General features: G+C 44.9%; 19 protein-coding genes and 1 tRNA gene. 13 read left to right on the top strand and 7 right to left on the bottom strand.

What is annotated here, in order from left to right; translation table 11 throughout:
* The first annotated feature begins 59 nt into the window (after positions 1-59).
* The 4 genes from BT127_RS12430 to eno all read left to right on the top strand — a co-directional run bounded on the left by BT127_RS12430 (position 60) and on the right by eno (position 6968).
* Entirely contained in the window at positions 60-2159 is a 2100-nt protein-coding gene (locus BT127_RS12430) for a DUF2079 domain-containing protein (protein ID WP_075425311.1), read from the top strand.
* 15 nt (positions 2160-2174) lie between these two features.
* Positions 2175-4001 (top strand): hypothetical protein, encoded by a 1827-nt coding sequence (locus tag BT127_RS12425; RefSeq protein WP_075425310.1) that lies wholly within the window; start codon positions 2175-2177, stop codon positions 3999-4001.
* A 143-nt stretch (positions 4002-4144) separates the two neighbouring features.
* Positions 4145-5245, top strand: a complete 1101-nt coding sequence (locus BT127_RS12420; RefSeq protein ID WP_075425309.1) for an alpha/beta fold hydrolase — start codon at positions 4145-4147, stop codon at positions 5243-5245.
* Positions 5246-5666: 421 nt separating this feature from the next.
* Positions 5667-6968, top strand: a complete 1302-nt coding sequence (eno, locus tag BT127_RS12415) for a phosphopyruvate hydratase (RefSeq protein ID WP_075425308.1) — start codon at positions 5667-5669, stop codon at positions 6966-6968.
* A 102-nt stretch (positions 6969-7070) separates the two neighbouring features.
* Here the strand turns inward: eno and BT127_RS12410 are convergent, their stop codons facing one another.
* From BT127_RS12410 to BT127_RS12400, 3 genes are all read right to left on the bottom strand, one after another.
* Complete coding sequence (locus BT127_RS12410) at positions 7071-7595, bottom strand: hypothetical protein (protein WP_075425307.1); 525 nt, start codon at positions 7593-7595, stop codon at positions 7071-7073.
* 145 nt (positions 7596-7740) lie between these two features.
* Entirely contained in the window at positions 7741-8199 is a 459-nt protein-coding gene (locus BT127_RS12405; RefSeq protein WP_075425306.1) for a hypothetical protein, read from the bottom strand.
* Between the two features lie 37 nt (positions 8200-8236).
* On the bottom strand, positions 8237-9247 hold the full coding sequence (locus tag BT127_RS12400; protein ID WP_075425305.1) for an SGNH/GDSL hydrolase family protein: 1011 nt from the start codon (positions 9245-9247) through the stop codon (positions 8237-8239).
* Between the two features lie 232 nt (positions 9248-9479).
* On the opposite strand from BT127_RS12400, the gene BT127_RS12395 reads away from it, so the two are divergent.
* The 3 genes from BT127_RS12395 to BT127_RS12385 are packed head-to-tail and all read left to right on the top strand — an operon-like array spanning position 9480 to position 12774.
* Positions 9480-10145 carry an acyltransferase gene (locus BT127_RS12395; protein WP_075425304.1) on the top strand — a complete coding sequence of 222 codons (666 nt, stop codon included), beginning with the start codon at positions 9480-9482 and terminating at the stop codon, positions 10143-10145.
* 49 nt (positions 10146-10194) lie between these two features.
* Positions 10195-11739, top strand: a complete 1545-nt coding sequence (locus BT127_RS12390; protein WP_075425303.1) for an alpha/beta hydrolase — start codon at positions 10195-10197, stop codon at positions 11737-11739.
* Between the two features lie 48 nt (positions 11740-11787).
* Positions 11788-12774: a Gfo/Idh/MocA family protein gene (locus tag BT127_RS12385; protein WP_075425302.1), complete on the top strand. Its 987-nt coding sequence runs from the start codon at positions 11788-11790 to the stop codon at positions 12772-12774.
* 70 nt (positions 12775-12844) lie between these two features.
* On the opposite strand, the gene BT127_RS12380 is transcribed toward BT127_RS12385, so the two are convergent.
* Both BT127_RS12380 and BT127_RS12375 read right to left on the bottom strand, forming a co-directional pair.
* Positions 12845-14764 (bottom strand): carbohydrate binding domain-containing protein, encoded by a 1920-nt coding sequence (locus BT127_RS12380; protein ID WP_075425301.1) that lies wholly within the window; start codon positions 14762-14764, stop codon positions 12845-12847.
* Between the two features lie 613 nt (positions 14765-15377).
* A complete protein-coding gene (locus BT127_RS12375) occupies positions 15378-16331 on the bottom strand; it encodes an L-lactate dehydrogenase (RefSeq protein ID WP_075425300.1) in 954 nt (317 codons plus the stop codon).
* 168 nt (positions 16332-16499) lie between these two features.
* Here BT127_RS12375 and BT127_RS12370 point away from each other — a divergent pair.
* Positions 16500-16586: transfer RNA gene (locus BT127_RS12370), tRNA-Leu, on the top strand.
* Positions 16587-16701: 115 nt separating this feature from the next.
* Here BT127_RS12370 and BT127_RS12365 read toward each other — a convergent pair.
* The gene (locus BT127_RS12365; RefSeq protein ID WP_075425299.1) at positions 16702-17055 is read right to left on the bottom strand and encodes a hypothetical protein; all 354 of its coding nucleotides are present in this window, start codon (positions 17053-17055) and stop codon (positions 16702-16704) included.
* Positions 17056-17183: 128 nt separating this feature from the next.
* Positions 17184-17987 carry a ComEA family DNA-binding protein gene (locus tag BT127_RS12360; protein ID WP_075425298.1) on the bottom strand — a complete coding sequence of 268 codons (804 nt, stop codon included), beginning with the start codon at positions 17985-17987 and terminating at the stop codon, positions 17184-17186.
* A gap of 347 nt (positions 17988-18334) precedes the next feature.
* Between BT127_RS12360 and BT127_RS12355 the strand changes: the two genes are divergently transcribed.
* The 5 genes from BT127_RS12355 to BT127_RS12335 all read left to right on the top strand — a co-directional run bounded on the left by BT127_RS12355 (position 18335) and on the right by BT127_RS12335 (position 22193).
* Positions 18335-20014 (top strand): formate--tetrahydrofolate ligase, encoded by a 1680-nt coding sequence (locus tag BT127_RS12355; RefSeq protein ID WP_075425297.1) that lies wholly within the window; start codon positions 18335-18337, stop codon positions 20012-20014.
* Between the two features lies 1 nt (position 20015).
* Positions 20016-20471, top strand: coding sequence for a tRNA (adenosine(37)-N6)-threonylcarbamoyltransferase complex ATPase subunit type 1 TsaE (tsaE, locus tag BT127_RS12350; RefSeq protein ID WP_075425296.1), 456 nt, complete (start codon positions 20016-20018; stop codon positions 20469-20471).
* Positions 20440-21132 carry a tRNA (adenosine(37)-N6)-threonylcarbamoyltransferase complex dimerization subunit type 1 TsaB gene (gene tsaB, locus BT127_RS12345; protein ID WP_075425295.1) on the top strand — a complete coding sequence of 231 codons (693 nt, stop codon included), beginning with the start codon at positions 20440-20442 and terminating at the stop codon, positions 21130-21132. Before tsaE ends, tsaB begins: the two co-directional genes overlap by 32 nt.
* Before the next feature lie 72 nt (positions 21133-21204).
* Positions 21205-21642, top strand: coding sequence for a ribose 5-phosphate isomerase B (gene rpiB, locus BT127_RS12340; protein WP_075425294.1), 438 nt, complete (start codon positions 21205-21207; stop codon positions 21640-21642).
* Positions 21639-22193 (top strand): GNAT family N-acetyltransferase, encoded by a 555-nt coding sequence (locus BT127_RS12335; RefSeq protein ID WP_075425293.1) that lies wholly within the window; start codon positions 21639-21641, stop codon positions 22191-22193. Before rpiB ends, BT127_RS12335 begins: the two co-directional genes overlap by 4 nt.
* Positions 22194-22200: the final 7 nt, after the last annotated feature.

Here is a 22200-nt window from a genome sequence, read left to right as displayed (position 1 = left end):
ATGTGTAAAGCAAAATAAGTATCGGCTGTTTTACAGCCTTGTTTCAGGAGGATATGATAATGAGCAAACGACATAAAAGCAGTAAGCCTGCTTCTGAGAAAGCGGTAAATACTGCTGCGGAAAAAGCTGAGTCTGCTGCGAAGGAAATAGTTGCTGATGCCGCAGAGATCGCTGCAGAAGAAGCAGTATCTGCTGATAAGGCTGAGGAAACTGTGAAGGCTGAGCCGGAAACAGCCGAGGCTGCTGCTGTTCCCGAAAAAAAGACTGAAGAGGACGAAGGTCCCGGACTTGCTGAGCTGTGGACGGCGATCAGGAAGAAAGCCGGTTCTTTCGGAAAACGTGCAGGCATCCCAGATATGATGCTGGTCCACTTTATCACTGCTTTTTTCAGCATGTCTGCCGTAAACCTTCATGTACTGAAAAAACGTTCGATCTACCCTATAGTCAACTGGAAGGAGTTTGTGGATAATGTCAGCCTTCCAAAGACTATGCTGTTCGTGGGACTGATATTCGTGCTCCTCACCGCTATTTACTACTTTGTGCCAAAGAATCTGAAGAAGCTTGCACCTGCCCTTTCGATTGGCGGAGTAATGTTCTTCGGAATCGAATATATGTGGAGGCTCAATCACTCCATATTCTCTATGGGCAATGCGATAATCTGTCTCATATTCATCTATTATCTGCTTGGAAAATTGCGAAGGAAAAAGATATTCGGCAAGATACCGACGTGGCTGAGTTTCGTCATAGTAACTGCTGCTGCAACAGCGGTGTGTGCTTTTGTAGCGGTAACAACAGTATGCCGACACAAGAACTTCGGTTCTTCTTCTTTTGATTTCGGTATTTTCGTTCAGATGTACCACTCACTCGGAAAGAATCTCACTGCTGTAACTACTCTTGAGCGTGACAAATTCCTTACACACTTCAAAGTCCACTCATCCTATATATTCTACCTGCTTGTACCGATATACAAGCTCTTCCCGTCGGAGACAACACTTCTCGTATCTCAGGCAGTTCTTGCGATGGGCGGTTTCATCCCGATGTTCCTCATATGCAGACGTCACAACCTCAAGGGCGCTTCACTCATATTCATGAGCTTCGCATATGTATTCTGCTGCGGACTTATCGGACCGAACTACTATGAGTTCCACGAGAACGCATTTCTTCCTACACTCCTTATGTGGCTTCTCTGGGCAGTTGATGCAAAGAAATATATACCGCTTTATATATTCTCGGTACTCGTCTGCATTGTAAAGGAGGATGCTCCTCTTTACGTTATATGCATAGTAATGTACATGTTCTTCCGCGAAAAAGGCGAAAAGAAGCGATTCAACTGCCTTATCATCGCCGTTCTCAGCGGTATCTACATGGTAACTATAACAAACTGGCTCATGAAGCACGGCGACGGAAATATGATGACTTCTTCACGTTTCGGTCATCTCCTCATACATCAGGATGCTGGTCTCGGTGAGGTAGTAAAGAACGTTCTTGCAGATCCTGCATACTTCTTCAGTACACTTCTTCACGATACTACATTACAGTTCTTCATGGAGTGTATGCTTCCGCTGCTGTTCATGCCTTTCTTTACAAAGAAGGTCAACAGATTCCTGCTTATGCTGCCGTGGGTTATAATGAATATGGTTATCGGTGCAAACTACGGATACGCATCAAATATCGGTTTCCAGTACATCTACGGACCTATTTGTCCGCTTATCTACATGTCCATCATAAATCTGGACGATATGGGAAGAAAGAAACAGCAGGATGTCCCTGTACTTCTCGGTTGTGCAGGAATACTCATGTCCCTCGGACTTTTCTCACACAACATCGGAACATACGAGTCACATAAGCGTGAAAAGGACTACTTCGACGCACTTGAAGAAATGCTCGACAGAATTCCTGAAGAGGCTTCAGTAGGCGGCGACAACTTCCTCCTTCCTCATATGGCTGACCGTGATGAAGCATATATCTTCGACTTCAATGACCTCAATCAGGAAGAAATGACCATTATCGATGTTGACAGGTACGACTACTTCGTTATCCCGACTTCTTCCGACCTTTACAACGCTATATTCCCGTACTTTGAGAAATACGGGATCACAGAAGTTGATGACTGCCAGGGCAGGATAAAGGTATTTAAGAATCCTAATTCCCTGTATTGATAACGGAGGTCAATAATGGATACAGCACCTAAGAGACATATCATACGTGAAAATAATTTTACTGCCATTGCCGCTTCGCTTATCGGAGTGATAATGACATTCATAATGCTGATACTTACTCTGTCAGCGTTCCTTCATACGACAGGTATGGAGATAATCGACGAGAGCAACGCAGTTAACAATGCACTTTATCACAAGGGAATAAGTCTCGAAGCATTAGTGTACTACAATGACAATTTCCTTTTCAACATCATCTGGTTCATCATTGCGGCGGCAGTATGCTTCACAGTGATGCCGCTTCTGAAAAAGGTACCTTTGCCCGTCATTATGGGATTCGTTTTCATCTGGACTGTTGTACTCGGTTGTATCTGGGTACACAGCGCACAGAACGCTCCGAGTGAGGATTCTTACAGGGTGCAGGCGGCTTCATACGACTTTGCTAAAGATGTTTATGTCTGCCTTACCAACGGCGACCGATATTTCTATAATTACTCATTCCAGCTCGGCTACGTTTTCTTCAATGAGATAATAATCCGTATTGCGGATATGCTTGGGGCAGGCGACAAGCTGATATATATCAGCTACGTTAACGTATTCCTGCTTGCATTCGGTTATATGGGACTTTTGCTTTTCAACAATACCGTTTTCGGAGACAAACGCATAAGCCGCATCACAGGCTTCATACTGCTGTTCAGTACAGCTCCGATGATAACATGCAGCTTCGTTTACGGACTTATCCCCGGTTCGTGCTTTTCTATCTGGACAGTTTACTTCGCAGTGAAGTTCCTTAAGTCAGAAAAGACAGTTCCAATGGTGATTTACGGACTTCTGACCGTATGCTCGCTTGTAATAGCGGTTATGATAAAGTCCAACAACCTGATAGTACTTGTTGCGTTATGCGCAGTTCTCTTCGTAACGATGTTCAGTAAGAAACGCATCATCCCGAACGTGATCTGCATTGCTGCGGCATGTTTCGCAGGTGTTTCAATATCTCCGCTTATAAAGGGAATGTACGAAAAACGTGCAGGAGTTGATCTTGGCGACAGTGTACCCTTCGTATCGTGGTTCGATATGGGCATGTGTGTTGCGGACAACGCACCAGGATGGTATAATTATTACCCGACAGTTGCAAATTTCGAGGAACACGGCTTTGATGCGGACGCCGCTGCTGAGGCTTCAAAGAAGAACATAAAGGAACACGTTGATTATTTCCTTGAGAATCCGCAGTTTGCAAATGACTTTTTCTATACAAAGTTCGTTTCACAGTGGAACGAGACCACATATCAGAGTTTGTGGAACTGTAAAGTCCGTGTGCTTTACGGAGACAGGACACAGCCTGCTGAGTGGGCGCTGTTCAAAGGAGAGCAGAAGTCAAAGAGATACATGGATATCTATGCACAGTTCATATTTGTTATGGTGCTTGTGGGAGTATTCATGCTTATCAGGGACAGGAACTTCCTTGCGGTATTCTTCCCTCTGATAATACTCGGCGGAATCCTGTATCATCTTCTCGGTGAAGCGAAATCACAGTACGCTGTACCGTATTTCATCATGATGACAGGCTTTGCAGGCTATGGCGCTGTAGCGCTGTTTGACAGGCTTCCCGATAAGGTGATGAAACCCTTCCGCAAACTTGATGCTATATGCGGCGCAAATACCGTTGTTGAAGAAACAGCTTCCGAAGCAGTAAATGAAGAGGCGGAAGAAGCTTCACCCGAAGATACCGAAGCAGAGGTCACTGAAGAAACAGCAGTATCAGAACCTGATTCAGAGGAAGTAAAAGCAGAAGAAGCCGAACCTTCGGAGAAAGCTGAAACAACTCCAAAGGCAAAGAAAAAGTGAACTTATCACAGGATTATTTGATATAGTTTAAGCCATAGTATTTCTGATTTGTGGACAGAAGTGCTATGGCTTTTTTATTGACAGTACATGAATGTTATGCTATAATTGTTACTAACAAAAATCGGAAATTACGGGTATTTACTATGAAAAAGATACTTAAAACGATGCTAAAGATATTAAAATGGATCGGGATCGTCATTCTTGGTCTTATTATCATTCTTCTGATCGTTCGTTGTGTCGGAAAGCTGTACTATAAAAGAACGCCTGACGGCGGTATCAACGAAACGATGTATGTCGATATCAATGGTACAAAGCAATGGATCAGCATCTATGGGCAGGATAAGGATAACCCTGTTCTCTTGTATCTGCACGGTGGACCATGTTATCCGACAGTTGGACTGGATTGGAGCATTTTCCGCAAATTGAGTGCAGATTATACAGTGGTTGAATGGGATCAGCGTGGATGCGGTCATAATTATCCTGACTATAAGGAAGAAAAGCCTATAACGGCAGAGCTTATGATCTCAGATGGAAAAGCAATGACGGATTATCTTTGTGATTATCTGCATAAAGATAAGATCACACTCTACGGACACTCGTGGGGTTCACTTTTCGCTGCGAATCTCGCACTTGACTATCCGAATAAGTATGACGCTTTGATTGTGTCAAGTCTTGTGGTTGATGAATCACTCAGCCGACAGAGATTTAAGGAGTATATGCTTGAGCAATCAACAGATGATCCTGAAATCCACGCTGCTGCGGAGAAATTTGATCCGGAAAAGGGGCTGAGGGCGCAGGAGGATACATACCTGAAGCTGGCATACTCGGCGTATTCCTATTCCGACAATATATTCAGTGTTTCAGATGAGAATATGTATAAGGCAATATTCTTCAATCCCTATTGTACGCTTGCGGAGGAGTATCGTCTGCTTATGGGTACGTCCGATTATGACAAATATATTGAAGAAGTGCTGCTTGGCGGAGATATCTACGGTGACGGAATCTGTTCACAGATTCCAATCAGTCAGCGGACAGAATATGAAATGCCGTTTTATCTTATCGAGGGCAGTAAGGATCACGGTGTAAGCAATATGGTAGAAGTCGCTGCCGATTATTATGAAACAGTGAATGCTCCCGACAAGGAAATGATCTGTGTTGACGGAGGTCACGGCTCACCAATGCTTCGTTGCAATCAGTTGGCGGAGTTCATTCATAGAATTGCTGAAAAGCAAAAGAGCAGATAATTATTGATTTACCTTAGCGGACGTATAAAATGAAGTGCCCCCGAGCAATTGACTGAAATGCCCGGGGGCAAAATTTGTATGTAGTAATCCGTACAGTACGTGAATTTTGCTATTCTGCGGATTAGAAGAATCATATAGTTTTACTATACTAACGTTTTAATATATTTGTTATCTTATACAAACAAATTTGGATTAAGTGGTTTCTCCATTGACAATAATAGAGAAAGGTGATATTATTAAATAGGTTAGGAATATCTAACTAAGAGAATAAATCATGCAGGCTCCTTTCTTTTCAGCATACAAAGATCTAACACCTCTCGGGGCGCCTTGAGGTATGAGCCTGCAAAGCATATTATCACAAGCAGGTCTTGTGTAATAAATATACGCTGCTCTCCACTAAGCAGCAGAATGGAGATCATTTATGAGTTGTTTAAAAATTGAAAAAGTTATCGGCAGAGAAATAATGGATTCACGCGGCAATCCTACAGTTGAAGCAGAAGTTTATCTCTGCGGCGGTGTAGTTGGCAGAGGTACTGCTCCAAGCGGCGCTTCAACAGGTGAGTTTGAAGCTCTCGAGCTCCGCGACGGCGACAAGTCACGTTACCTCGGCAAGGGCGTTCAGAAGGCTGTTGCTAACATCAACGGCACTATCAACGAAGTACTCACAGGTATGGATGCTTCTGATATCTACGCTGTAGATAAGGCAATGATCGAGGCTGACGGTACAAAGGACAAGTCAAACCTCGGTGCAAATGCAATACTCGCAGTTTCTATCGCTGCTGCAAGAGCTGCTGCAACTGCAATCGGTATCCCGCTTTACAGATTCCTCGGCGGAATCCAGGGCACAAAGCTTCCTGTTCCGATGATGAACATTCTCAACGGCGGCGCACATGCTGACAGTGCAGTTGATACACAGGAATTCATGATCATGCCTGTAGGCGCTCCTTCATTCAAGGAAGCTCTCAGATGGTGTGCAGAAGTATTCCACACACTTAAGAAGCTTATCAAGGACATGGGCGACGTTACAGCTGTAGGCGACGAGGGCGGCTTTGCTCCTAACAAGCTTACAAGCGATGAAGAAGCTATCGAGAAGATCCTCGAGGCTATAAAGGCAGCAGGCTTCGAGCCAGGTAAGGACTTCATGATCGCTATGGACGCTGCTTCATCAGAGTGGAAGAGCGAAAAGGGCAAGGGCTTCTACAAGCAGCCAAAGAGCGGCAAGGAGTTCACTTCCGACGAGCTTATCGCTCACTGGGAGTCACTTGTTGACAAGTATCCTATCATCTCCATTGAGGACGGTCTCGACGAAGAGGACTGGGAAGGCTGGCAGAAGATGACAAAGCAGATCGGTCACAAGGTACAGCTGGTCGGCGACGATCTCTTTGTTACAAACACAGAGAGACTCAGCAAGGGTATCTCACTTGGTGCAGGTAACTCAATCCTTATCAAGCTCAATCAGATCGGTTCTGTATCAGAGACTCTCGAGGCTATCAAGATGGCTCATAAGGCTGGTTATACAGCAATTTCATCACACCGTTCAGGTGAGACAGCTGATACAACAATTGCTGACCTTGCAGTTGCACTCAACACATGCCAGATCAAGACAGGTGCTCCATCAAGATCAGAGCGTGTAGCTAAGTACAACCAGCTTCTCCGTATTGAGGAAGAGCTCGGAAACTCAGCAGTTTATCCTCAGATGAACGCTTTCAACGTTAAGAAGTAATTAAAATATACCACCTCGCTTTAAGACAAACAAAAAACAGTCTGTGCTTCATTAAGTACAGACTGTTTTATCTTTTTATTGTGAAATTCTGAGCACCATAGTTTATTTTGTCACTTGTCCCTTTCTGTATCTTCCGAAAAGGATACCGTCATCAACGTATTTATCAGCCTGAGATACCCACATCGGGAATTTACCTGTTGCAAGAGCAGTCTGTCCGTTAAGCATACCTGTATGGAACGAGATATGACGGAATTGTCTGAGAACAAGCTCCATTCTCGTGTGCTCACAGTTTTCGGGACATTCATACAGCATTTTGTCTGTGAGAGAATCAAGATATGCGTAGGTTTTCTGCTCGACTCTGTCAAGGTAATCAAGAAGCTGCTCATCGGACAGGACAACAGAAGCAGGCTTATCGGGATTGTCAAGTCCTTCTTCGTGGAACGGAGGTTCATCGTATACGCAGGGATTAATAAACCATTTATCGGCTGAATGTATCGCGTGATATGCCCATCTCCAGCATGGTGCGCCGCAGCAGATCGCATTTCTGTCATAGGTGCGGAGAGAGGTTCTGATATTTAGAAAATTCGGTTTTACCATATCTTTTATTATCATACATAACTCATTCATTTGAAGGACCTCCTTTGAAATCGGTTTAATATTAGTCAATATTATAACATGCCGATGCTCAGATGTCAACAGAAAAGCCATAGTATCTCTGACGGAATATCAGAAAATACTATGGCTTTAAATATCTGTATTATATATTGCTTCGTTATGGCTTTCTGAAAAGAACTCTCAGCATTGTTCCTGCGCCTGCTGCAACAAGTGCAAACATAACGAGGAATACATAGGCATTTGATGTTCTCCACCTAAGATGAACACTTGATATTATACTTATCAGCAGTATAACGATACCAAGCGAAAGAACGATCCAGCCGAATATCTTTCTGTCCATAAGGAACAGCATTGCGATACCGACTATTATCGGCAGCATTATGAGACCGTTCGGCAGTGAGAACGAACCGAGGCGGAAGAAGTAACCGCCGCCTGCAACACCCCAGTTGCTTGTGACGTCAACATTCTGAAGGATCATAAAGAGTCCTGCACCGAATGCGAGAAGTCCGCAGAAAAATGCCAGCAGGTCGTTCCTGTCCCTGTTTTTTTCGGCTTCAAAGCTTTTCAGGTCTTTGTAAGCCTTTTCGAGTTCCTTGTCGTATTTGGATTTGCTCATTTTCAATTTCCTCCCTATTCATTATATATTGATATTATCAATATCCGTCGTGTTTGGCTATCTGATCTGCTGCGGAAGTAGTATCAAGATAGCTGAATAATACAGTGAAAAGGTCACTGTAAGATCCGCTTCCGAGATGAATGCCGTCACCGCCCGAACGCTCTGCAGGAAGTGCAAGAGTATAAGGATCTGCAAGAACGGTATAGGCATCGAAGAAGAGTACCTGCGGCGAATTTATCTCGCTTACCATGTTTTCAAGTGCGGAGTTGTATTCGCGTATAACATCGTTGCTTACGAATCCGCAGCTTTCGGAAACGGGAGTGATGGCTCCCACAACAACAGTTGTATCGGGTACCTTTTCAAGTATACTGTCGACAATGCTTCTGTAGTCTGCGGCAAAACCGCTTACAGAGAAGCCGTTCACGTCGTTCATTCCGAGAGATATGTATATAAGTGCAGGATCAACGTATCCCACATTATCTATCATGCTCATTTCACCGCCGCCCTTATCGAAGGTGAAATTACCTAAATTCCAGACTCCCACATTCTCTTTTGCGAGATTATGCTCGAAGGGGACATAGCCATAAGCGTTGAAGCCGTAGCCTATAGAATCACCGAAAATAACTATTCTGTCCTGATAATAGCTGCTGTTGGGCGATACTCCTGCGGAGGTGTAATCGAAGGAATAAACGGGATGCTCCGCTTCTGTAGGAGATTCTGTTGCAGCTTCTGCAGCTGCCGCTGTAGTTGGTGCAGCAGTAGGAGCCTCGGTTGCAGGAACAGTTTCTGTAGAAGTAGTCTGCTCGGTCGTTGAAGTGGTAACAGCAGTTGTTGAAGTAGTTGTAGTTTTTGAAGTAGTGGTTGAAGCAGTAGTCGATGCAGCTGTGGTAGTTGTAACGCATTCGACTGCGGCTTCGGCAGCAGGCAGTGTTCTTTCCGCAGAGTCAGCGGTCGCTACAGCATGAGAAACTCCGCCCAGTGTGAGCAGAGCAGAAACAGTTATAACAGCTGGCAGCATTGACATTGCCTTTTCTTTTATACCGGACAATTTATCACTTCCGTTCAACATATTTCAGTAGTATTCTACCACAAAACTGTTCAAATGTAAAGTAATTTCGGAAATTTATTTATTATCTGTATATTCTTGACAATTATAGTATGAAATATTATAATATAATGTGTGCTCAATAACTGCCTTTTGGCGATTATTGCCACAAAATTTGTTCGGAATGAGTAAATTCCCTATAATAATAGTACTTTAAATAAAGGAGAAAAACAAAATGAATAATGTAACCATAAACGAACTTTATGATCTTGAACATACAATGGCTGCCGATTATCTTAAAGGTTTCACATATCCGTGGGAGGCTCTTAAGGGCATAAGCGACATGATAATCGCACTCGGCAAGACACTCAGTCCCGATGAGTATGATAATCCATCGGAGAATGTATGGGTACACAAGACTGCAAAGGTATTCCCAAGTGCATACCTCGGAGCGCCTTGTATTATCGGAGCTGAAACGGAAGTCCGCCACTGTGCATTCATAAGGGGAAGCGCTCTTGTCGGAAAGGGATGCGTTGTAGGCAACTCCGTTGAGCTGAAAAACGTTATCCTTTTCGATAATGTACAGACTCCGCATTACAACTACGTAGGCGACAGTATACTGGGATACAAGTCCCATATGGGTGCAGGTTCGATAACATCGAATGTTAAGTCCGACAAGACCAACGTAGTTATCAAGTCGGGAGATGAGAAGATAGAGACAGGCATAAAGAAGATCGGTGCAATGCTCGGTGATTTCGTTGAGGTCGGCTGCAACAGCGTACTGAATCCCGGTACTGTTATCGGCAGAGAGTCGAATATCTATCCCACAAGCTGTGTAAGGGGAGTAGTACCTTCACGCAGTATATGGAAAACAGGCGGTGTAGTTGTAGCTAAGGCTTAAATCACATTCCGATTATTCACACATATTCACGCACAAAAAGGGGTAAAATATGAAAAAATTCGTTTCACTTATTCTGGTATCATCTTTATTAATCACTTCATGTGGATGTAAAAATGTATTTAAGTTAGAAAACGTTTCGAGTGAAGTTACAGTAACTGAAACAGCCGAGCCCATAATTCTCACAAATAAAATGACTGAGACCGAGCGTTCAAAGGTGTCTAAACATGAGCTGACTCTTCTGGACGAACCTGAAGAAACAACAGGATCGGAGCCTTCAGAGCATAAGGTTCAGATAGCTTTCCATACGATCAGTCTGGAAGAGATGAAAAAGTCGCTCGAAGAACATAAAGATGAGTTGTCGGAAGAGGAGTTTAAACAGTCAAGTGAGTTTATGGAAGAAATAGAGAAAAGCGGAAAGGACGGATATGATTATCCTTTCTTGTTTATTGTTGACGGCAAAGATGTACAGCATTATATTCCTTATTCCGCTCCGGATTACGATGGCGGTTATTTCAAGTATACAGAGGTAATTACAGCTGAGGAAGGAGAGCCTGTTGTTGAAGATAACGAATTTGAAAATATTGATGAGTATATAGAGTATATCCGCAAGGTCGATAAAGATAAAGGCTATTCAGATGCTCAGACCGAACAGGATATCCTTCATTTCCAGCTTGCAGCAGATGCGCTGAAAACAGGCGAGTATGAAAAGTTAGATGAAGAGGCGGCACGTGATATTTTTAATAACGATTTACTGTATTCAAGTGTTTCCGAAAATGGCTTCTACCGTAAGGAATGGGAGTATGACCGCGAAGCAGTTGAAGCTATCAAGGACTATGTTGACGAGATAGATATTTACGATGAGGAACTTTGCAGGGATTTCGTGGTACATGTGACACTCCCTCCCGAATATGATGCAAGCAGGTCCTATCCCGTATTCTTCCTTACGGACGGCATATGGCGTTTCGGAAATGTTCCCGAGCTGAGAAAGCTTATGGAGAACGGCGAGGCAGCTCCTGTTATACTGGTAAGCCTGTGGTACAGCTATAATTTCCCATATGAAGGCGGCGTTATGCGTTATGATGACCTTGTCCTTAGAAAGCAGCAGATGCTGGAATTTGTTACGGATAATCTAATGCCTTATCTTGGCGAGAATTATAATATCGACTACGCAAATTCTACCCTTTACGGCCATTCGGACGGCGGTGTGTTTACTCACTATGCGCTGTTTAAATCGGATGAGTATGAAAATCAGCCATTCGGCAGGTACATAATCGGAAGTCCGGCTTTCTGGGGTATCAATAAAGATGATAACTATGAAAATGTTACCATTAACAGAGATCTGAAGGATTATGGCTATTTCATGAGAAATGAAAAGCTTAATAAAAAGGTATTTCTCTGCGGAGGCAGTCAGGAGGATCCTGATTATGCCGACAGATACAATGGTCAGGACAGCACACTTCAGGGACTCGAAAAACTGAAGGACCGTCTTGAAGAACACGGCGCTGATTACAAATACGAGCTGTATGACTCACATCACTACCAGTACATACCGCAGATGCTTTCGGATTACCTTAAGTCGGAATACCCGAACTGATGATACGGACGGGAGCACCGTACGATAATAATGAAATGAGGTGCAGAAATGGAAAAAATCAAATGGGCTGTTATAGGTACAGGCAACATCGCTCATACCTTTACTGATGCTCTTGCTGCAGATCCCGATGCCGAGCTTTGGGCAGTTGCTTCTCGAACAAAGGAAAAAGCTGAGAAATTCGCAGAAAAGTACGGATTCAGGCAGTCTTACGGAAGCTACAGGGAACTGGCTGAACAGAGCGGTGCGGACGTTGTATACATCGCAACTCCCATGTCATCGCATTACAGTGATACGCTTCTTTGCCTTAAGAACGGCATTAACGTACTCTGTGAAAAGACCGTTGCCCTTAATACCCGTGAATTTGAAGAGATGCTTGCATGTGTGAAGGAAACGGGACTCTTCTTCATGGAGGCAATGTGGATGAAATGCCGTCCCACATACCTTAAGGCGATGGAGTGGATAAAACAGGGACGTATAGGAGATGTCCGCTACATAAAGGCGGATTTCAGCAACTACATCCCGTTCTCTCCCGAGAGCCGACTCTTCCGCAACGACTGCGGCGGAGGTGCGCTTCTTGACCTCGGAGTTTATCCCGTTACTCTTGCACATTCTGTTCTCGGTATGCCCGACGAACTGATAACTGAAGCAAATATGGGATGCGACGGCATTGACCTGAGCAACCACATTACCATGCGATATAAGGACGGCGTTTTTGCGACTATGGACTCGGGATTCGAGCTCCAGCTGAAAAACAATGCTATTATCTCGGGTACCGAAGGCTTCATAACCTTCGGAAACTGGTTCCACTGCACTGAGACTACCGAACTGTACGACAGGAATGCTGTTCTTCTTGAAACCAGCCATATCCCTGTTGAGGTGAACGGTTACGAGTACGAGATACGCGAGGTGCATCGCTGTCTCCGTGAGGAACTTAAGGAAAGTCCGCTTGTAACACACTCTGATACAGCTGAGATACTCGGACTTATGGACAAGTGCCGTCAGCAGTGGGGCATGACATTCAGCGGCAGAGAATAAAATGAGCGTTTTGTAATCATAGATACAAAAACAGGGGAGGACATCGTCCTCCCCTTTGTGTTGTGGTTTATTACTTTATGAGACCGATGTCCCAGATAGTGAAGCTTCCGCTTCCGCTGATAGAAACGTCCATCGGACCTGTTGTATCCTGATAGTAGCCGAGCTCTGCGTCAGGACCGCCCCATGTATACTGCTTGTTTCCGTTGACCTTAGTGGTCTTGCCGTTTACAGTAACATTGATGCTGCCCATACCCGAAGCATTGGCCTTGAATACGATGATAAGTCCCTTGCCTTCGGTCTTGAAGGTCATAGGATTACCGCCGCCGTTGATGCTGTATGAGTAGTTGAGCGCCTTGTTTCCGTTGTAACCCATACCTGAACTCCATGAACCTGCATTGAAGCTGTCGAGGTCCTTTGGATTTACGCCTACGCAGTTAGCATATTCCATGCCGTATACTGCCTTTGAAGGAAGCTCATAAGAGCTTGAACGGTTCTCGCTCTTCATAGCCTGACGGAAGAAGTAGCCCAGACAATCAGCGATGAGCTGACCGCCCTTCTGATGCGGATGATATTCGTCGGTATAGTAGTCGTTAGGACTGAGGAATCCGCTGTTGAATGCCTTTGTAAGTGCGTCATCCATACTGATAACAGGAATATCGAAGTTCTTGCCGATAGGATACATCTGTGCCTGACTTGAGAATCCGCCCTTAGCACGGGTTATAAGTACAATAACAGCAGGCTCGTTAGGCAGGTCGAGGAACTTCTTGATGCAGCTCTCGAAGCACTTCTTATACATGATATCCTCATGGTCGTTTACAGAGAATTCGAGGAATATGATATCAGGGTTCTGTGATACGATCTCCTGTTCACTGCGGACGAGTCCGACAACTGAAGATGTACCTGAAAGACCTGCATTAACTTCCTTGAAGCTTCCCTTAGCGAATGTCTGCTGTACATATTTCGAGAAAGGTGTGGTGTAGTTCTTGCCCTCGGTTATAGAACCGCCGAGGTAAGCGATAGTGAGAGGATCGCCGTTTTCAGCTCCTTCGAGTTTCTTGTCGAGTCTGTAGGTATTGCCCATATGCTTGATAGCGCTCTTATAGAAATCGATATTCTGTGAAGAAGCTGTCTCCTGATATGTATCCCACTTATTTTCAGCACTTGGCGGCGGAGTCGTAGGAGGCTCTGTTGGCGGCTGTGTAGGAGGCTGAGGCCTTTCTACAACTGTAAATGCCTTTATCTTTCCGCTGAGGAATTCAGCGAGCTGAACTGCATCGTTCATCTGTACCTCACCGTCCTCATCAATATCTGCTGCTAAAGTGTCAAATCCGTTTGCTGAGCCTGTAAGGATGCTTCGCATACCGACAAGGTCGAAAGCGTTAACTCTGTCGTCAGCGTTGACATCGCCCGGGATACTGCGAATACCTTGCGGCATAGTTGTTTCCGAGCTGAGTGCCGTACCTGCAGGAGCTGCTGCAGCCTCGTCGATGTAGAAATCGACGGTTGACTCTGTTGTTTCAACATAAAGGATCAGGCTTGTAGCATCTGACGGGATAGTGTAGTTCGTGTTGGAAAGGTGTACCCATTCAGCCGAGCCTGAAGCAGTTGCGACGTTGTCGTAGTGTGCGGTCGAGCCGTCGGAATACTCTAAGGTGAGCTTTACTTCCTCTGTTGAAGATGAGCGCGGCATAACATAAACGCTGAAGCTGTAAGCTGTACCGGGGACGAAATCGTCGGTACTGAGTTCCTTTGCAACACCATTCCATGAAGAAGTTCTGCCAGAACAAGCAAGTGACTGTTGACCTGCGACAAATGAACCGGAAATGATCTCTGCTGTAGCGGCCCCTCTGCCTTTCCAGCCGTCAGTACCCGATTCAAAGGAGCTGTGGAAGATAGTATCATCAGCTGATGCACTGAGATACGGTACAGCTCCACACAGCATAGCTCCCGAAAGGAGAGCGGCTGTGACTCTGGATAGTCTGTGTTTCATTTTAAAAAGTCCTCCCTCCGCGTTATAATAACGCAATTATCATAAATTTTTATATTAGTCCGTACAAACGGATACAGATACAGAAAAACTGCTCTGCACGTTCAATAAATAATGGATATTCAGTGAGCGCCTCCCTTCCGTTCGGTACAGACACATATACTATTAGTCACCATAATTATACATCAACATTCGGATTTATTCAATATGCCGATGATATTTTTAGTAAAACAAATGAATAAAGATGAGCCTTTTTATGCAAATGCACCGATTTTTCATTAATTTAAGCTGTTTTTAGCTTGTTAATTATATTTTGAAATAGCAATAATTGACCATTCAGCAAGAAATGATAAAAAAATAGCTGTATCCCCAGAGAATACAACTATTTTTTCTGATTTGCCCTCTTACATAGTTCGGATAGCATGGAATACATTGAGAGTCTGCGCTGTCCGCTATCCAAAAACAGCATAATCGCAGTTATACATTGCGAACAGAGTTATACTCTGAGTGCAGATCGCAATAAAACCACTTCATATTCTCTAAAATAATTATAACAAATCAACATATTGTTATCAACTCACAATTTGAAGAATTGGTGGATTTATTGCAGAGAAGATCAGAGGTTTATTCCGTTGAAGTTTTCTTCAAGTACATCGCGTGAAGCGTAGAACTTCTCCATTTCCTTGTCAGTGAGAGAAAGCTCAACTATCTCCTTGATACCGTTTCTGCCGATTATGCACGGAACACCGATGAATACGTTCTTGCTGTTGTATTCTCCGCAGAGCTTTGCCGATACCGTGAGAACGCTGTTCTCATCGCCGAGAATAGCCTTGACTATTCTTGTGATAGCCATACCGATGCCGTAGTAAGTAGCTCTTTTAGCTTCAATGATCTTGTATGCAGCGGTGCGTACCTGTTCCTCTATCTTCTCCATATCGCCGAGACAGTACTCGTTTGAATCATCCTCGAGTATGCTTGAAACGGGCTTTGTTGCGAACATTACCTGTGAAAGCGGTACGAATTCGCTGTCGCCGTGTTCACCCATAACGTATGCATGGATATTCTTCGGATCAACTGTAAAGTAATCGCCAAGCAGATAACGGAGTCTTGCAGTATCAAGTGATGTACCTGTACCTATTACTCTTGATGCGCCGAAACGTGATAACTCGTAAGTTACACGAGTCATGATATCAACGGGATTTGTTGCAACGAGGAAAATACCGTCAAAGCCTGATTTAACAACAGGAGTGATTATTGAACGGAATACTTCTGTGTTGCGCTGGAGAAGGTCAAGACGAGTCTCTCCCTCTTTCTGTGCCACACCTGCGGCGATAACGATAATATCAGCGTCCTTGCAGTCATGATAGTCGCCTGCATATATCCTCATGTTTGATTTAGCGAATGCGAGTCCGTGATTAAGGTCCATAGCTTCGCCCATAGCTCTTTCTTTGTTTACGTCTATCAGTACGAGTTCGTTGCATATTCCGCCCTGGTTGACAAGTGCATAAGCAAAGCTCATTCCAACCATACCTGTTCCGATCAGTACGACTTTTCTTTTATCAGTATTCATTTTCAACACTCCTCTGTTTTATTGCAGACTGACTGCTTGTTAATATTATACCCAATTGTTGTAATAATGTCAAGGTGACCGATATGCCTTGCATACAGGGAAAATAAAAAATATTTTATTTTTTTCTTGACAAATTTATTCGTATGTGGTATAATATTAAAGTCGATTGCCGCTGTGGTGGAATTGGCAGACACAAGGGACTTAAAATCCCTCGGTAGCAATATCGTACCGGTTCAAGTCCGGTCAGCGGCACCAGCGCATAAAATGCGCATAAGGTTTTGCGGTTCAGTTTTCTGAGCCGCATTTTTATTTTTGCAGATAAAAAACTGACTGCGTTAAAAGCGCAGTCAGTGCTGTTATGGACTGATTTTTACCATTTGGTGTTATCACCTTTGATATGTTCCATAGCAAGGTCACCTGCTTCAAGAGCCTTGCCCTTAACATACTGCATCATACCGTTAACATTGATAAGGTCCAGTTCGCGCATAAGGTTGTCGATAACTGCATCTCCCTGTTCCTTTTCAAGTTTTTTGATGAGCTCTGTTTTTGTCAGCCAAAGATGGAGCTTTTTCTGATTCGAGATTATCTCAGGGGGAGTATCGTCATCGGAATAGTAAGCGGTAAGTGCGAGAAGATCGCTGAGAATGAAGGTCTTTTCAAGACCAAAATCGTTGAAAAAGATGTGTCTTAGCGCACAGCAAAGCGCATATTTGTTTCTTGCCATTATTTTCGATCCTTTCATGAGGTGTGTCCGCAGAGATCGATGTGATCCTTTGACAGTGGGCACACTGATTTTATTACTGAATGCCGTATTTGTCAGATGCGGCAAATAGTACCGTGATGTATATGATATCAACCGTGAGTGGAAGAGTCGGCTGTGTCTCCGACGGTCACGTATTTTGTTATCTCCGCAACCTGTGCACGGCTGAGACTTTCAAGGAAGAGAAGTTCGTATGAATTGTTGAATCTTCCAAGCCGTTCGCGAAGCTGTATTATCTCTTCGGCAACATTATCATCCACATCGGGAAGCAGCATAAGCAGTTCCTTATCAGCAGTATTGATGTCTATGGGGACGCAGTCCTCCAGCGTAAGGAGAGGTGCGGAAGTCGTATCTTCGACTTCATACACTTCTTCCGATTCAGTGTACTCTGTTAAGATCTCCGTATCTTCATCGACATCAGTTTCGTAATGCGAATCAGGGACGTAGATGCGTTCTGATACAGCTGCGAATATTCCTTCGCCTATACCGCTGACATTCATTATCTCCTCGATGTTGCTGAAACCGCCGTTCTGTTCCCTGTATCCGATAATAGCGTCCGCAAGCACTTCGCCAATGCCTTCAAGGGACATAAGTTCATTGCGGTCGGCGGAATTTATATCAATATAGTATGGCATAGTGACTTCCTGTGAGGTGACACTGACCGCATCTGTGACAGCAGTGGTAGGAACCGCTGCTGAAGTCGTCCGGACAGTTGCTCTTGTCGATTTCCCGGAGCTCTGAGCCGCCGTTTGGTCGGATGTAGGATCAGGGGCGGAGGTGAATGTTATATCTGTTTTTATATCAGAATAATTACGTATATAGTATGAGGCGGCGAAAACTCCGAAAAACACAATACAGGACAGCACTATGACAATGATCCCGATCCTGTCTTTCATTTTTTTCACCATTTCTCCTTTTGTGGGAGTCTTTTTATATAATGATTATATCATATCTGACTATATAAGTCAATTATAATCCGCAATTATTGTATAATATTTCTGTGAATGTATTATGAAGCATCCTTTTATGTCATTTATCGGGAGTTCTGCACAAGCATGCTCAAAAGACGATAAAGCTATTGAGAAAATAGTATTAAACTATTGCATTTTGATGTATTGCATGCTATAATTAATGTGTACTCAATAACCTCCATCAGGCGGTTATTGCCCCGAACGTTGTTCGGAAACGCTTATTCTATAATATAATAGAATCTAAAGTATCAAATTTTAATGGAGGTAGACCAATGCTTTCAGATATAGAGATAGCTCAGAACGCGAAAATGAAGAAAATAACCGAGATTGCTTCAGACCTCGGAATAAATGAGGAGTACCTTGAACCCTACGGACACTACAAGGCAAAGCTCTCAGAAAGCCTTTATTCAGGACTTGCTTTCCGTGAGGACGGTAAGCTGATACTCGTTACAGCGATCAATCCTACTCCTGCAGGCGAGGGAAAGACTACCGTCAGCGTCGGACTCGCCGAGGCTATGGGCAAGATAGGTAAAAAGGCTGTGCTTGCACTCCGTGAACCTTCACTCGGACCTGTATTCGGCATCAAGGGTGGTGCAGCAGGCGGCGGTTACGCTCAGGTAGTACCAATGGAAGACATAAACCTCCACTTTACGGGAGATATGCATGCAATAACAGCTGCAAACAATCTGCTCTGCGCTATGCTGGATAACCATTTACAGCAGGGCAATCAGCTCCGCATTGACCAGCGCCGTATTCTTTTCAAGCGCTGTCTTGATATGAACGACAGAGCACTCAGAAACGTTGTTGTCGGACTCGGCGGAAAGCCTAACGGTGTTCCACGTGAGGACGGCTTCAATATCACTGTTGCTTCAGAGGTAATGGCTATTCTTTGTCTTGCTACAGATCTTGCTGACCTGAAAAAGCGTCTCGGCAACATCCTCGTTGCATACGATATGGACGGCAACCCTGTATTCGCTGAGCAGCTCGGCTGTACAGGCGCTATGACCGCTCTCCTTAAGGACGCTCTCAAGCCTAATCTCGTACAGACACTTGAAAACAATCCTGCATTCATCCACGGCGGACCTTTCGCAAATATCGCTCACGGATGCAACTCGGTACGTGCTACAAAGCTCGCTCTTAAACTCGGCGACTACTGCATAACAGAGGCTGGCTTCGGTTCGGACCTCGGCGCAGAGAAGTTCTTCGACATCAAGTGCCGTGCAGCAGGTCTTACTCCTGCATGTGTCGTTCTCGTTGCAACTATCCGTGCTCTTAAGTACAACGGACGAGTTCCGAAGGAGGACCTCGCAAAGGAGAATATGTGGGCACTTGAAAAGGGTATCGTGAACCTTCAGACTCACATCGAGAACATGCATAAGTACCATGTTCCCGTAGTTGTAGCTATAAACCGTTTCGAGTCCGACACAGAGGCTGAGATAAGCTTCGTAAAGAACTTCTGTGCTGAAATGGGCGTTGAGGTATCGATGTGCGAGGTGTTCGCAAAGGGCGGCGAAGGCGGTAAGGACCTTGCTGAAAAGGTATGCGAGACTATCGAGCTTACTGCTGATAACGACGAAAGATTCCGTCCGCTCTACGGCACAGAGCTCTCCATAAAGGACAAGGTTGAGCGTGTTGCAAAGGAGATTTACCGTGCTGACGGCGTAAACTATACTGCACAGGCTGAAAAGGCAATAAAGGAGATCGAAAGCATCGGATTCCGTGACCTGCCTATATGTGTTGCAAAGACACAGTATTCACTTTCTGATAATCCTGCACTTCTCGGAAAGCCGAAGGGATTCAACATCACGGTACGTGATGCAAGAGTTTCCGCAGGCGCAGGCTTCGTTGTAATATACACAGGCGATATTCTTACAATGCCGGGACTTCCGAAGGCTCCTTCCGCTCTTAATATCGACTGCGATATCAACGGCAATATAACAGGACTTTTCTGATATGATAAAGCTTCATTCTGCTTCCCGTGAGGAGACAGTCGCAATAGGCGAAAAGCTCGGGAAGACAATAAAAAAAGGCGACATGATCGCCTTCAGGGGAGGACTCGGGGCAGGCAAGACAGCCTTCACTACGGGACTTGCCGCAGGTATGGGCATACGCTCTGAAGTGTGCTCGCCTACGTTCGCTATAGTCAACGAGTACCGCGGCGAGGATATGAACCTCTACCACTTTGATATGTACCGCATAATAGGGGAGGAAGGTCTGGAGTCAACAGGCTTCTTCGACTACGATTTCGAGAACAATGCGGCAGTTATAGAGTGGTCCGAGAATATAACCGAATTCCTGCCAAAAAATACGATATGGGTAACTATCGAACCAGTTTCTGAAAACGAAAGAGATATCACTATAGAGGGAGGTGTGGCAGATGCTCCTGATGGGCATAGATACTTCGGGTAAAACAGCTTCTGCTGCCATTTTCGACACCGATAAGGAGGTATTCCTTGCTTCGGAAACGCTCTATACACAAAAGACTCACTCACAGGTGATAATGCCTATGGTAAAGTCACTTGTTGAGCAGTCGGGACTTACACTTAAGGACATCGGAGGAATAGCTGTAGCCAACGGTCCCGGTTCATATACGGGACTGCGAATAGGTGCAGCAGCGGTTAAGGCAATGTCATTTGCTCTGGACTGCAAATGCTGCGGAGTTTCTACTCTGGAGGGACTTGCATGCAGCAATCTTTCCTTCCGCGGCACTATCTGTGCCGTTATGAAGGCGAGGGGAGATATCGTCTACACCTGTGCTTACAAGAGTGACGGATACTGGATTGAACCCCTTTTTGAAGAAAAAATGATGAACCGCGATGAGCTTGCGGAGTTCCTTGCATTCAACGGGACCGATGTACTGCTCTGCGGTGACGGTGCTGCGGATTTCTTTACGGACTACCGTTCACCGAGATTCATTATAGCTCCGCCGCAGGGACGTCTACAGAATGCCTGCGGAGTTTGTCTTGCGGCAGTTTCAAAGGAGTTCGTTTCTGCGGACGAACTGGAGGTGTCTTATCTTCAGAAAGTGAAAGCCGAAAAGGACTTTGAGGAAAAACAGAAGAACAACTGACCATTATTAGCGGCGACGTAATGCAGACCTGCCTTAAGGCAGTGATCATAAAATAAGATAGGAGTAATTATTATGATAGCTATCGGATGCGACCACGCTGGCGTGGAAATGAAAAAAGCGATCATCGAAGCTCTTTCCCTTCAGGGATTCGAGTTCATGGATATGGGTACCGACGGAGAGCCCTGCGACTATCCCGACGTTGCCGCTTCGCTCTGCAATGAGATACTTGCAGGACACTGCGAAAAAGGTATACTTATCTGCGGTACAGGCATAGGAATGTCCATTGCTGCAAATAAGTTCAAGGGAATTCGTGCTGCACTCTGCAGTGATTCCTTCTCTACACGCTTTACCCGTCTTCACAATGACGCAAATGTTATGTGCATGGGCGCACGTACACTCGGTCAGGGACTTGCCATAGAGCTTGCTGAGATATTCCTGACTACTTCATTTGAGGGCGGACGTCATCAGAGACGTCTGGACCTTATAACCGCTATCGAGAACAAGGAATGAGAGACGCCGGAAATCAGGTCATAGAGACTGAAAGACTGCTGCTTCGTCCATTTGAGGAGAAGGATGCTGAGGATATGCTCAGAAACTGGGCAGGCGATCCTGATATACAGAACGAGTACGGTGAACCTGTCTGCACCGATATTACGCAGGTATCGGAGCTTTTAAGGATGTATACTGATCCTGAAAGTCCGAAGTCCCGTTACCGCTGGGCGATCATCGCAAAGGACAGCGGTGAAAACATCGGACAGATAGCCTTCTGCAAGGTGTGGGAGGACTGCTCGACCGCCGAGATAGAATACTGTATAGGCAAAAGTTTCTGGGGACACGGTTACGCAGGCGAAGCGCTTTCCGCAGTTATCCGCTGTACTTTCAGTTCCACCGAATTCACACGTCTCGAAGCCTATCACAGGGCGGCTAACGGAAAGTCGGGAAGAGTGCTTGAAAAATCACAAATGCATATCACCGATACAGTACAGCGCTTTGTTCGTGAGGGGAAAGTATCCGAAGGTGAAGTCTGCTACTGTATCGAAAAAAACGAATACAATAATTGAAAGGAGC

Source organism: Ruminococcus sp. XPD3002 (assembly GCA_900119535.1).
Lineage (GTDB): Bacteria > Bacillota > Clostridia > Oscillospirales > Ruminococcaceae > Ruminococcus > Ruminococcus flavefaciens_H.
The sequence above is the reverse complement of the archived record's forward strand: the minus strand, read 5'-3'. Positions and strand labels throughout refer to the sequence as shown.

Coding starts and splice junctions, on each gene's coding strand:
- BT127_RS12375 (WP_075425300.1), bottom strand. CDS start 16,331: ATGAATACTGATAAAAGAAAAGTCGTACTGATCGGAACAGGTATGGTT.
- BT127_RS12335 (WP_075425293.1), top strand. CDS start 21,639: ATGAGAGACGCCGGAAATCAGGTCATAGAGACTGAAAGACTGCTGCTT.
- tsaE (WP_075425296.1), top strand. CDS start 20,016: ATGATAAAGCTTCATTCTGCTTCCCGTGAGGAGACAGTCGCAATAGGC.
- BT127_RS12380 (WP_075425301.1), bottom strand. CDS start 14,764: ATGAAACACAGACTATCCAGAGTCACAGCCGCTCTCCTTTCGGGAGCT.
- BT127_RS12355 (WP_075425297.1), top strand. CDS start 18,335: ATGCTTTCAGATATAGAGATAGCTCAGAACGCGAAAATGAAGAAAATA.
- BT127_RS12430 (WP_075425311.1), top strand. CDS start 60: ATGAGCAAACGACATAAAAGCAGTAAGCCTGCTTCTGAGAAAGCGGTA.
- eno (WP_075425308.1), top strand. CDS start 5,667: ATGAGTTGTTTAAAAATTGAAAAAGTTATCGGCAGAGAAATAATGGAT.
- BT127_RS12395 (WP_075425304.1), top strand. CDS start 9,480: ATGAATAATGTAACCATAAACGAACTTTATGATCTTGAACATACAATG.
- BT127_RS12425 (WP_075425310.1), top strand. CDS start 2,175: ATGGATACAGCACCTAAGAGACATATCATACGTGAAAATAATTTTACT.
- BT127_RS12410 (WP_075425307.1), bottom strand. CDS start 7,595: ATGAATGAGTTATGTATGATAATAAAAGATATGGTAAAACCGAATTTT.
- BT127_RS12420 (WP_075425309.1), top strand. CDS start 4,145: ATGAAAAAGATACTTAAAACGATGCTAAAGATATTAAAATGGATCGGG.
- BT127_RS12365 (WP_075425299.1), bottom strand. CDS start 17,055: ATGGCAAGAAACAAATATGCGCTTTGCTGTGCGCTAAGACACATCTTT.
- BT127_RS12405 (WP_075425306.1), bottom strand. CDS start 8,199: ATGAGCAAATCCAAATACGACAAGGAACTCGAAAAGGCTTACAAAGAC.
- tsaB (WP_075425295.1), top strand. CDS start 20,440: ATGCTCCTGATGGGCATAGATACTTCGGGTAAAACAGCTTCTGCTGCC.
- BT127_RS12390 (WP_075425303.1), top strand. CDS start 10,195: ATGAAAAAATTCGTTTCACTTATTCTGGTATCATCTTTATTAATCACT.
- rpiB (WP_075425294.1), top strand. CDS start 21,205: ATGATAGCTATCGGATGCGACCACGCTGGCGTGGAAATGAAAAAAGCG.
- BT127_RS12360 (WP_075425298.1), bottom strand. CDS start 17,987: ATGAAAGACAGGATCGGGATCATTGTCATAGTGCTGTCCTGTATTGTG.
- BT127_RS12385 (WP_075425302.1), top strand. CDS start 11,788: ATGGAAAAAATCAAATGGGCTGTTATAGGTACAGGCAACATCGCTCAT.